Below are 11,753 nucleotides of genomic sequence, written 5' to 3'. Positions count from 1 at the left end.
AATAAGTCGCGTATTATAGTAACTTTCAACATAGTTATCCACTGAACACTTAACTTTATTCACAGCCTAAATGCCGCACCTTATGACTTATTCCATCAACCAGCACTTGATGTTAGGAAGCACCCTATGACCTTAGCTAAACTCACCTTTTGGTTGTTACTGGTATTTGCCTTTGCTTGGCTCTGGCGCGCCCATGGCGTTCGGGAAAAAGCCTTAGCTTATGCGCTAAAAACCTGCACTGAGCAAGGGGTTCAGCTACTTGACCAGAACGTTGCCTTTGCCGGCTGGCAGCGCCAGCGTGATGCCAACGGACGCTGGCGCTTGGCTAGAAAATACCGCTTTGAGTTCACGGTGACGGCCCAAGAAAGACTGCAAGGATTGGTCTTTATGTATGGTTCTCGCCCTGCTTCTTGCAAACTGGCTCCACACCCTTATCCACAATCTACCCCAAACTCACCACCAACTTACTCACAGGATTACACACAATCTAAAGTAGTCGAATTAGCCCAATGGCGAACCCATAACACAACGACTTCTAATAAAAAAAACGGTGACTAACTGGCTAGCTAGTCACCGTAGTTCAGAACATTTTCTACTGCGCAGTTAAGATAAAATCTATCCGCTGCAACCATTCGGCTTCTTTCTTAAAGTCAGCAGCTGTCAGTGAGTGCTCTTTTAGCCATTTATTGGGGAAACTGACACTAATATTGCGCCCTTTCACCTTTACCTTAGGCGTAGGTAACTCAACAGGACCACGAATATGGCGCAATAAAATAGCCAAACGTAATAACACACACAGCTTTAATAGCTGCTCTCCGTCTTCGCCCAGCTCTTTAAAACGCTCAATTGGGATATTGCGCCGATGACCGCGCACTAACAAGGCCATCATTTGCTGATCTTGGCGTGAAAAGCCAGCTAAGTCAGAGTGCTCCACCAAGTACGCACCATGCTTGTGGTAGTGATAATGGGCAATATCAAGCCCCACTTCATGCACCCGTGCGGCCCAGCTCAACATCTCTTCTAGCCACTCATCCTCAAGCTGCCAGTCAGTTTTTACTTGAGCTAATAAATTTAAGGCTTGCTGCTCAACCCGTAGCGCCTGATCCACATCCACATGGCTACGCTCCATCAAGCCTTTGATTGAGCGCTCTCGCACATCTTCTTGGGAATAGCGCCCAAGCAAATCATAGAGTACGCCTTCTCGTAGAGCACCTTCAGATAAGCTCATAGACTGAATGGCTAAGGCATCAAAAATGGCTTCTAAAATGGCCAAACCGGCAGGCAAAATAGCACTGCGCTCCGGTTTTACCCCAGCAATATCAATGTCATCCACATGCTTAAATTTCAGCACCTTAGCTTTCAGCCAGGCAATCCCCTGCGGCGTAACCTCTCCATTGGTGATCTCGGCAGCGGCTAAGGCATGGCCAATAGAGCGAATCGTCCCTGAAGATCCCACACAGTCTTGCCAACCCAAACGGGTTAAAGCGTGCTCTAACTCCATAAGTTCTAAACGGGCCGCGGTATAGGCTTTTTTATAGTGACTTTGGGTAATTTTGCCTTCGTTAAAAAAGCGCCGAGTGTAGGCCACACAGCCCATTTGCACGCTGCCGCGCAGTTGAGACTCAAAAAACTGCCCAATAATACACTCAGTACTACCGCCCCCAATATCCACCACTAAACGTTTACCTGGGGTATTGGCCAGGGTATGGGATACCCCTAAATAAATTAAACGTGCCTCTTCATGGCCCGACACCACTTCAACTGGGTGCCCTAAGATTGCCTCAGCCCGACTAATAAAGTTTTCCCGATTATGAGCCACTCGGAGCGAGCTTGTGCCAACAATCCGCACCGCACCATCTGGCAAGCCATGAATCAACTGAGCAAATCGTCGCAGACAATCTAAGCCACGCTTAATCGCATCCTCTTGTAACTTTAAGTCTTCCGTAATACCCGCAGCTAGCTGTACTTTTTCACCGATTCGCTCAAGAATTCTAATTTCTTGCTGTTCAGTTTTAGCCAGCACCATATGAAAGCTATTAGATCCAAGATCAATCGCAGCAATCATGGGAAAGTTTTTCGCAACCGAATTAGGCATTCCGATTATTCCATACTAACAATAAGCATATCCTGCCATGCTCATACCGCAGTCGCCATAAAAATTACTGCTGCCAGCAGAAAAAAATAGTTACCGCCAAAAGCCGCTTTACGACTTTCGCTCTATTGCCAGTCAAGCTATTATGACTGGCACCTATCTTAAAATGCGTCAAACCGCAGACTGAGGAGAATTTCGTGAGCGAGTTAATTAAAGACATTAGTGACAGCAGCTTTGAGCAAGATGTTTTACAAGCAGAAGGTTTTGTATTGGTTGATTATTGGGCAGAGTGGTGTGGCCCATGCAAAATGATTGCTCCAGTACTGGAAGAAATCGCGGCTGATTATGCGGGTAAAGTCAGTATCTGTAAGTTAAACATTGATGACAACCAAGAAACCCCTAACAAGTACGGCGTACGCGGTATTCCTACTTTAATGTTGTTCAAAAATGGTAATGAAGAAGGCCAAAAAGTGGGTGCCTTAACTAAAACCCAGCTGGCGGCATTCTTAGATAGCCACCTCTAAGCCCAACCTAGGCTTTAGTCTTATGCCTGCGTTCAGCGATCGGTAAATTACCTGTAACGCTGGACGCTAGCCTTACTAAGTGATAGATTCCCTCATGTGATGCCCAAGCCATCATCGTATTTTGCATAGCGTTACTGATACCCCTATCAGACTTTAAAGTAACCCTTGAGTTATTTTCTCTACGTGATGCACCTCTTCAAGCCTATCGCTTGTTCTACTATTACTTATCAAATCTAAAAATATCATGTCATCGTCATTCCCTATGAATCTGACCGAATTAAAGAAAAAGCCAGTGGCAGAGCTTCTGCACATGGCAGAGCAAATGGGCCTTGATAATATGGCTCGCTCACGTAAACAAGACATCATTTTCTCTATTCTGAAGCGTCATGCGCGCAGTGGAGAAGAAATTTCAGGTGATGGCGTACTAGAAATTTTACAAGATGGCTTTGGTTTTTTACGCTCAGCTGACTCGTCTTACTTAGCCGGTCCTGACGATATTTATGTTTCTCCGAGTCAAATTCGTCGCTTTAACCTGCGCACCGGAGACACCATTATTGGTAAAATTCGCCCACCTAAAGATGGCGAGCGTTATTTTGCTTTACTCAAGGTTGATTCGATTAACTTTGATCGCCCAGAAAACGCCAAAAATAAAATTCTATTTGAGAACCTCACTCCTCTCTTCCCTAATCAGCGTCTGTTGATGGAAGCCGGTAATGGTTCGACTGAAGATTTAACCGGCCGTGTGATTGACCTGTGTGCACCCATTGGTAAAGGCCAACGCGGACTGATCGTCGCTCCGCCAAAAGCGGGTAAAACCATCATGCTGCAAAACATCGCAGCCAACATTACCCGCAATAACCCAGAATGCCATCTGATCGTGTTACTGATTGATGAGCGCCCTGAGGAAGTGACCGAAATGCAGCGCACTGTGCGCGGTGAAGTGGTCGCCTCAACCTTTGATGAGCCACCTATTCGTCACGTACAGGTGGCCGAAATGGTGATCGAAAAAGCTAAGCGCTTGGTCGAGCACAAAAAAGATGTGGTGATTCTTTTAGACTCCATTACCCGTCTAGCCCGTGCCTATAACACCGTGGTTCCTAGCTCTGGCAAAGTACTAACGGGTGGGGTTGATGCCCATGCCTTAGAAAAGCCTAAGCGCTTCTTTGGTGCGGCACGTAATATTGAAGAAGGTGGCTCGTTGTCGATTATCGCCACTGCCCTAGTAGAAACCGGTTCGAAAATGGACGAAGTGATCTACGAAGAGTTTAAAGGCACCGGTAACATGGAGTTGCAGCTAGATCGCCGAGTGGCAGAAAAGCGTGTGTTCCCTGCGATAAACATTAACCGTTCGGGCACCCGTCGTGAAGAACTGCTCACCTCGGAAGAAGAGCTACAACGTATGTGGATTCTGCGCAAACTGCTGCACCCAATGGATGAAATTGCAGCGATTGAATTCTTATTGGATAAGCTCAAAGACACCAAAACCAACGATGAATTCTTTATGTCGATGAAGCGCAGTAAGTAATCTACAGCGCAGACCTTAGGTGGTGGTTAATCCTGCTTCCTCAAGTCAGAATTAACCTCCCGCCTGCTTTAAGCGGGAGCTTCCATGCAATACACAGACTTACGCGATTTTATCCAAGCCCTTGAACAACGGGGCGAATTGAAACGTGTGTCCCACCCTGTTTCTCCTGTTCTGGAAATGACGGAAATTTGCGACCGCACCTTACGTAAAGGTGGGCCGGCGCTGTTGTTTGAAAACCCGATTGGCTACGACATGCCAGTGCTAGGTAATCTATTTGGCACCCCAGAGCGCGTCGCGCTTGGCATGGGCGCAGACAGTATCAGCGCATTGCGTGAAATCGGCAGCCTCTTGGCTCAGCTTAAAGAACCCGAGCCGCCTAAAGGTCTAAAGGACGCTTGGAATAAACTGCCGTTATTTAAAAAAGTCATCGCCATGGCGCCCAAAGTACGCAAAGATGCGCCCTGCCAAGCCGTAGTGATTGAAGGTGAGCAAGTCGACTTAGCTGAATTACCCATTCAAACCTGTTGGCCAGGTGATGCTGCGCCTTTAATTACCTGGGGCCTGACCATTACCAAAGGTCCCAATAAGGAGCGTCAAAACTTAGGCATTTATCGCCAGCAGGTCATTGGCCGTAATAAAGTTATTATGCGCTGGCTGAGTCATCGTGGTGGCGCCTTAGATTATCGCGACTGGTGTGAGAGATACCCTGATCAGCCGTATCCAGTGGCAGTGGCTTTAGGCGCAGACCCTGCGACGATCTTAGGAGCCGTCACTCCGGTTCCAGATACGTTGTCAGAGTATGCCTTTGCTGGCTTACTCCGCGGTTCACGTACCGAACTGGTAAAAGCTATCGGCAGTGATCTGCAAGTACCGGCCAGCGCTGAAATTATTCTCGAAGGCTTTATTTATCCCAACGAAATGGCCGATGAAGGGCCCTACGGTGACCATACCGGTTACTACAATGAAGTAGATCAGTTTCCAGTATTCACCGTCGAACGCATAACTAAGCGCCAAGACGCTATTTATCACAGCACCTATACCGGCCGTCCACCTGATGAACCGGCTATTTTAGGGGTAGCGCTGAATGAAGTGTTTGTCCCTATTCTGCAAAAGCAATTTCCTGAGATTACTGATTTTTACTTACCCCCTGAAGGGTGCTCATACCGCATGGCGGTGGTCACCATTAAGAAGCAGTATCCAGGGCATGCCAAACGGGTAATGCTTGGCGTGTGGAGCTTCTTGCGACAATTTATGTACACCAAGTTTGTCATCGTTACTGACGATGATATTAATGCTCGTGACTGGAACGATGTAATCTGGGCCATAACCACCCGTATGGATCCTAAGCGGGATACGGTAATGATTGATAACACTCCAATCGACTACCTAGATTTTGCCTCTCCTATTTCTGGTTTAGGCAGTAAAATGGGCTTAGATGCCACCCACAAATGGCCCGGTGAGACGGACCGCGAATGGGGCCGAGTGATTGAGCAAGATCCAACAGTTAAAGCTAGAGTTGATGAGATTTGGCAGCAACTAGGGATCGATTAACCGCCATTTAGCAGAGGATAAGTGCAGCATGGAAGTGACCGTTAAGCCTGCCGGCTATGTCGTTCAGCTACGCCCAAATGAACGGATTCTAGATGGCTTTATCCGCTTAGGGTATCAAGTACCCTACAGCTGCCGAAATGGTAACTGTAATCTGTGCACGGCCACTATTATTCAGGGCCGTGCCCAGTATGTAGCGCAAACCTACGGTGCTCGACAAACTATTAACACCTGTCGGGCAATTGCTGTAGAAGATATTATTTTAAATTGGGACTCTGTTTTGGCACCAAATGAACTCCCCGTCAGCCGGGTATTTTGTCAGCTCACGGATATTCAAGCCCTTGATGGCGATGTGTTTCGCGTCCAATTATTACCGCCCGCGGGAAAACCCGTACGTTACTTCGCTGGGCAATATGCATTGGTTGAGCGCGAAGATGGCGAGGTGGCTGCTTTTTCTATTGCCTCGGCACCGCATCAAGCACGCTATTTAGAGCTGCATATTTTAGCCCGTGATAATGCTCCGCAAGCACTGTTGGCTTATATTAGTGCCCAGCAAGGAGCCACCCTTTCGCTGCCCCACGGCAATGTGCATAGTCAGCACTTAGTAGAAGATAAACCCTTATTATTGATTGCTGCCGGTACGGGCATGGCGCAAATGCACAGTATTTTAGAGCACTACCGTGCGCTCAGTGCTCAGCAGCCAATTCACCTGTATTGGGGCGCTCGCCAAGAAGCTGATTTTTATCACGTCCCCAATATGGATACCTGGTTAAGCTTACCTAACCTGCACTACCATAAAATTGTCAGCCATGATCAAAACTGGCTAGGTCGTAAAGGCTTATTATTTGAAGCCATTTGCGAAGATATTCCTCAGCTGGAACAGTATCAAGTGGTCGTCAGTGGCTCACCCGCTATGGTTTATGCCACCCAAGATGCGTTAGTTGCAGCTGGTATGCGTCCTGAGCAAATGCTGTCTGATGTGTTCGCTTACGCGCCGCGAAAGCCTATATAGTTGCTTGTTGGATGCAAACACATTAGTTAAATAATTTTAATGTATGCTAATTTTATGACTAATGATTTACTCTATAAAACCTCTTTACATTTCGTTAAGTTCTACAGGTCAAGAATTGAATTAGGTTATGACACCTTACACAGTAGAATTTTTGAAGTACTTTTACATCCAGAAACAGAATTTATTTGTGCAGGTCAATCTAAAGAAGTCGCTAATGGTTTACCTAAGCACAAAAAGCATGTAGTCCCTTGTGCTGTATTACGAGATGAAACCTATAGACTTATTAAGCAAGGCCGAAGCAATCATGAAATAGCAAAACTTTTAAGCAAACACTGGAAAGTTATACTTATCACTAAAGATCAAGCTTATATCTTAGATAGCAAACAACACCTTAACTTAAAGCATCGTATGCCTGAAGGCTGGGACTTTGACTCAGACGACACTTTTGCTCGAGTAAAATTAGCTAAGATAGAATTAGTACCTACTGCATAAAGTTTATTTCACATTAAATTTTTGTGTAGATTTATATTTTCTAGTCAACCTAATCTCAACTTAAGAGATGCATTTGCTAGCCTTATAAGTTAATAAATTACAGCTATCAAAAAAACGCCCAATACAGCTCATTGAGCGTTTAATATTTAAATAATATTACTCTATTTAGAATTAAGATTTGTTTTACTTGTTTTTAAATAGCAAAGCTGACTAAATACACGCCTAAAAAGCCTAAGCTATAGGCAGCCAATAGGTAGCCGGAAAAGCGTAAATAAGTAATAAAAGTCAACGCTTCAATTTTACTCATTGCTACCACTCCTGCAGCCGAACCAATCGCCAGTAACGAACCACCTACCCCCACTGAATAAGTCAGGGTTAACCACTGAGCTTCAGTCATATCAATGCCTGACTTTAATAAAGCAGCGGTCAACGGCACGTTATCAAATAGGGCGGAAATTAAGCCCACAGTGTAGTTAGCAGCCAGCGTTGGCAAATGCTCATACAGTTGTGGGAAATGCGCCAGTACCCCCATTTCTTTTAAGATCCCCACCAGTAACAACACACCTAAGAAAAATAGCAGCGTATCGAACTCGATTTTACGGATGTACTCTAGTACGGCCTCGTCTTTGTTCAGGAAATGCACCGCCATAAACATCACTCCCAAACCAAACAAAAATGATAAAACCGGCGGAATACCAAAAGCGACGTTAGCACCAATGGTGCCAAGAATGGTGGCTAAAAATAGTCCTGCAATAAAGGCATCACTGCCGGCAATGCTCATCTTTTGCTTCACCAACACCACTTCGCCTTTTAACGAAATAGACAAGATAAAAGCAAGGAAAATGACCGAAGCCAGCGCTGGTAAGCTGAGTAAAATTAAGTCACCTATTTTTACTTTATCAGCCAAGAAAATCATTAAGGTGGTAACGTCACCTGTGATTAACGCCGCACCTCCAGAGTTAACCGCGAACACCACCAATACCAGATAACGCAGTAGTTTTTCGGTGCTTAAATTGAGGCTAAGTAATACCGTAATGCAAACCAAGGTGGCGGTGATGTTATCGGCCATTGATGAGAAAACAAAGGCAAACAGGCCCACCACATACATCAATTTACGTTCCGACATACGGCTTGGCAGCACTTTGTTAACCAATGCATCAATCACGCCTTTGCTAGAAACATAGGCCACAAAGGTCATTGCTGCCATTAGAAATAACCACAGGGTGGCAATTTCTAACAAGTTTTCATTCAGAGCATGCATCAACTGCTCTGTTGATAAGTGCCCTGGCGGATTAATAAAGTACAGCACCCAAGCTAAGGTACCGAAAAACAAGGTCGAGCGTGCTTTATCCACATGGATCACATCTTCTAAAATAATGGATAAAAATCCCAGCACCGCAATAGTGATTAAAATAAAGGTCATAAGTCAGTCCAGTTAATAAGGTAAGACACTAAAGGAAATCAACGCTTTACGCTCACGAAGGTGGTGACTGAGAGTTTAAAAGGGTCTTGAGCATGTGCTTGCCTCCTTTGGAGAATCGTTGGAATTCTTTTTTAAACGAAAATGCAGCACCTTCTATACGCCGCCGCTGCAATTGCACATTCAGCGCTGCATCATAGTTAACGAATAAATACTCACTCAATTGCTCGGCTAGTGATTGCTGTGCCTCAGCTAAGGTAGTAGCACTGGGCACTAATAGCGTTGGCAGCGCCAGCAGCTGCTGATTATATTGCTGCGCTTCGAGCAAGGTAGGCTGATCAGCGAGTCGATCAGCATGGGTTAGCACACCCACGATAAGCGGCAGTTTCTGCTGACGCTGAAGCCGTTGTTGCAGCCAAGCGTCTAGCGCCTGCCTTAAAGCTACATCCAGCTGTCTTGCGCTCTGATTGGCTTTAAGTACCCACACTATCACCTCGCAATCTGCCAATAGTTCAAGATACTCTTTAAGCTGCTGCTGAGAACGCGCCCCGTGTAGTCCTGGTAAATCTAACAGCAGCATAGGCTGTGCTGTTTCACTGCCAAAAGGATAGGCTTGCACCTGATCGGTGGCAGGTAAACCATCGGTTTCAGCTTTAAACTGCGCCAATAGACTATTAATTAAACTGGATTTACCGGCATTTTCTTGGCCGACAAAAGCCACGCGGATTGGTTCTGGCTCTAGCGCCAAGCGCTGTGCATCTTGCGCTGCAGCCTTAGACAGCGCCAGCGGGCGATTCAGGTGACGTAAATGACCGCCATATAAATCAATTGCCAGCTGCAATACTTCTAATAAAATTAGCTGCTGAAGCTTGCTCTGCAATTCATCGTTTAAGCCGGCAAAGGCGCGATCAAAAAATTGGCTACGTAACTCGGCGATGATGCCCTCGGGGGTCACCATGCGCACCTTACGATATATCTGATAAAGGCGTGACAAGGGTTGTAAGCGCTGACGTTGGGTATTAGCCCAAAGCAACGCTGAGAGCTTCACTTGATCCACCCCTGGCACATGTTCATCCAGTAATTGCTGCAAACGCTGGCTGGCTTGCTCGACTGCCGTTAATAGCTCAGGCGCAGTAAAGGCCCATTCAGCGTGCTGATTATTCTGTTGGTATTGCTCTGCTGTACTGCGTAATACCTTAAGCCCCACTATATGCAGCTGTGACCAAGCTATCGGTGCTTGAACTAAGCCACTGATAACTGGCAACAACTGCTGCTGTATCCCTTGATCAAATTCACTCCAATACTCAGGCGTAGTAACCGCCTGCTGTAAATCTAATGCTATCGGCTGGTTAGGCACTGGCGTTAACGGGCGTCGGCGCCACCACAAAGGCAAAAGACCTAGCAGCGTACTGAGCAACAAGCTGCCAATAAATATCAACCCATAGCCATGCTTAATAATGGCAAAGCCACCAAAGCCTGCCAGCAACAACACCGGCAAACACACCATTAACAGCATAAAATAGCTGCCACGGCGCGAGAATAAATACCAACGCTTAATTTTACTCAGCATGGTCTGGCTCTTTTTTAGTTAAGGGCACAACCTCAAGCAAAGCCTGCTTAAATAGGCTTTGTAACTCTTCACGAGAAACCGGCTCCTGCTGTAATTGCCGGTAAAAATACAAACAGGCCACACGCCCTAATGCATAGGTGCTGGCATAACTCGCAGCGGCAGCGGTGGCGCCGCCAACTAGCTGGCCATAGGCCGGAATTAATTTAACCAGCTGTCGGATACCAAACTGCGACAAGTATTTCAGCACAAAACTACTGCCCATAGCGCCTAATAAACTGGCCAGATGTTTTTTACTCCAAGGCAAACCATAGTGATTGGCTAAACTATGCAGCAACTTAGTTTGAATACTAGGTACTGCCACTAATCCCAGCGCTGGCAAAGCATCCGTTGCAGCGGCCGCTGCGGCGTACCATAAAACCTCGGTTTTTAAGCGTAAAAAGTTTTGCTGCTCTTGATCGCTGGCCGCTTGCTCGACAAAGACTTCGCGCAGGACCGGTAATTGCTGGCTTAAATGTTCCACTAACGCGGCAACTGATTGCTCTTTGCGCACAGAAACAAAGTCGACAGCTAAGCAGTTTAATTCTTTCCAATATGGAGCAAACTGCTGTTGCTGATAACTAATTAATCGCGCCTGCTCTTGCGCATCAGTGACCTGATCAATACCAGTAATTAATAAACTAGCCTGAGTTATTTTGGCCGACTGCTGAATGCTTTTTAGGGCATTTAATAATTGGCTTTGATCAGTCTCATCAATTTTCACCACCAGCAATAAAGCGTGACTACGGGCTGCACACCAAGCAATATCTTCTTCTGCATCATAGTCAGCTTCAGCTAGCCCCTTAGTATCTAAAAAACTCAGCAGTGGCTTAGCGTGGGGAAAATTATACTGTGCTGCGGTTTGGGTACAGGGCTTAAAACCACGGCCAATTTCAATCTGACTATCACCAGTTAAAGTTTTAATCAGCGTGGATTTACCCGCACCGGTTTTGCCCAATAACCACAAGGTTGGCAAGTGCTGCTCGGCGTAGGTAAAGGCGGCGCTGATCTCAGGATCTGGGTCTGGATTAAGTGTTTTAACTACCCGTGAAAAAAAACTGCTCATTGGCTGGCACATCACCCCGCAACGGCGCTCAATAGAAGTAAATTGCCGCTATTCTACGCCTGTTGCAAGGTAAAGACAGCTCACCTTAGTCGGCTGAGTGTTTCGCCTCTGCCGTGGTAATTGCTTCAACATTGTGTAGTTTTTTCTGCGTTTTTTTCATTAATACTTCTGCTTGCCGCACAATCTGTAAGTCGCCCTTTTCTTCAGCAATCTCTGCGGTTTTTTGGTAGGTATCAATGGCCTTGGCATAATCGCCTGCCAGCTCATAGGCTTTGGCCAAATTTAACCAAGCGGCTGAATAGCTTTGATCATGCTCAATGGCTGTTTTAAGGTGAGTAATCGCCTCGGGGTAAAGCTTTTCTGCAAGATAAGCATTGCCTAACGACAGCCTTACCATTGCATTATCCTGATCTTTTTCGATCATCGCTAAGAAACGTTCCACCATGGTGGTGTTGTTCTGAGTCATGC

11 protein-coding genes are annotated in these 11,753 nt (G+C 46.1%); 6 read left to right on the top strand and 5 right to left on the bottom strand.

Features of this window, described 5'->3' with window-relative positions; genetic code table 11:
- The first annotated feature begins 126 nt into the window (after window positions 1-126).
- Window positions 127-558 carry a DUF3301 domain-containing protein gene (locus AKN87_RS09025; protein WP_053103210.1) on the top strand — a complete coding sequence of 144 codons (432 nt, stop codon included), beginning with the start codon at window positions 127-129 and terminating at the stop codon, window positions 556-558.
- Window positions 559-592: 34 nt separating this feature from the next.
- Here the strand turns inward: AKN87_RS09025 and ppx are convergent, their stop codons facing one another.
- Complete coding sequence (gene ppx, locus AKN87_RS09020) at window positions 593-2,095, bottom strand: exopolyphosphatase (protein WP_053100826.1); 1,503 nt, start codon at window positions 2,093-2,095, stop codon at window positions 593-595.
- Window positions 2,096-2,289: 194 nt separating this feature from the next.
- Here ppx and trxA point away from each other — a divergent pair, with 194 nt between their 5' ends.
- The 5 genes from trxA (at window position 2,290) to AKN87_RS08995 (ending at window position 7,193) form a co-directional block, all read left to right on the top strand.
- Window positions 2,290-2,616 carry a thioredoxin TrxA gene (trxA, locus tag AKN87_RS09015; RefSeq protein WP_053100825.1) on the top strand — a complete coding sequence of 109 codons (327 nt, stop codon included), beginning with the start codon at window positions 2,290-2,292 and terminating at the stop codon, window positions 2,614-2,616.
- A 262-nt stretch (window positions 2,617-2,878) separates the two neighbouring features.
- Window positions 2,879-4,141, top strand: a complete 1,263-nt coding sequence (gene rho, locus AKN87_RS09010; protein WP_053100824.1) for a transcription termination factor Rho — start codon at window positions 2,879-2,881, stop codon at window positions 4,139-4,141.
- Window positions 4,142-4,225: 84 nt separating this feature from the next.
- On the top strand, window positions 4,226-5,692 hold the full coding sequence (ubiD, locus tag AKN87_RS09005; protein WP_053103209.1) for a 4-hydroxy-3-polyprenylbenzoate decarboxylase: 1,467 nt from the start codon (window positions 4,226-4,228) through the stop codon (window positions 5,690-5,692).
- Between the two features lie 28 nt (window positions 5,693-5,720).
- Window positions 5,721-6,701, top strand: coding sequence for a 2Fe-2S iron-sulfur cluster-binding protein (locus AKN87_RS09000; protein WP_053103208.1), 981 nt, complete (start codon window positions 5,721-5,723; stop codon window positions 6,699-6,701).
- A gap of 54 nt (window positions 6,702-6,755) precedes the next feature.
- Window positions 6,756-7,193, top strand: a complete 438-nt coding sequence (locus AKN87_RS08995) for a hypothetical protein (protein ID WP_148561498.1) — start codon at window positions 6,756-6,758, stop codon at window positions 7,191-7,193.
- Between the two features lie 193 nt (window positions 7,194-7,386).
- Here the strand turns inward: AKN87_RS08995 and nhaD are convergent, their stop codons facing one another.
- From nhaD to AKN87_RS08975, 4 genes are all read right to left on the bottom strand, one after another.
- A complete protein-coding gene (gene nhaD, locus AKN87_RS08990) occupies window positions 7,387-8,616 on the bottom strand; it encodes a sodium:proton antiporter NhaD (protein WP_053103206.1) in 1,230 nt (409 codons plus the stop codon).
- A 52-nt stretch (window positions 8,617-8,668) separates the two neighbouring features.
- Window positions 8,669-10,183: a GTPase family protein gene (locus AKN87_RS08985; protein ID WP_053103205.1), complete on the bottom strand. Its 1,515-nt coding sequence runs from the start codon at window positions 10,181-10,183 to the stop codon at window positions 8,669-8,671.
- The gene (locus tag AKN87_RS08980) at window positions 10,173-11,285 is read right to left on the bottom strand and encodes a YcjF family protein (protein ID WP_053100819.1); all 1,113 of its coding nucleotides are present in this window, start codon (window positions 11,283-11,285) and stop codon (window positions 10,173-10,175) included. The genes AKN87_RS08985 and AKN87_RS08980 overlap by 11 nt, the downstream gene beginning before the upstream one ends.
- 85 nt (window positions 11,286-11,370) lie before the next feature.
- The gene (locus AKN87_RS08975; protein WP_053100818.1) at window positions 11,371-11,751 is read right to left on the bottom strand and encodes a tetratricopeptide repeat protein; all 381 of its coding nucleotides are present in this window, start codon (window positions 11,749-11,751) and stop codon (window positions 11,371-11,373) included.
- Between the last annotated feature and the right edge of the window lie 2 nt (window positions 11,752-11,753).

Origin of the sequence: Thiopseudomonas alkaliphila (assembly GCF_001267175.1) — a bacterium.
Taxonomy (GTDB): Bacteria; Pseudomonadota; Gammaproteobacteria; order Pseudomonadales; family Pseudomonadaceae; genus Oblitimonas; species Oblitimonas alkaliphila.
This window is presented reverse-complemented; position numbering and strand designations above follow the sequence as displayed.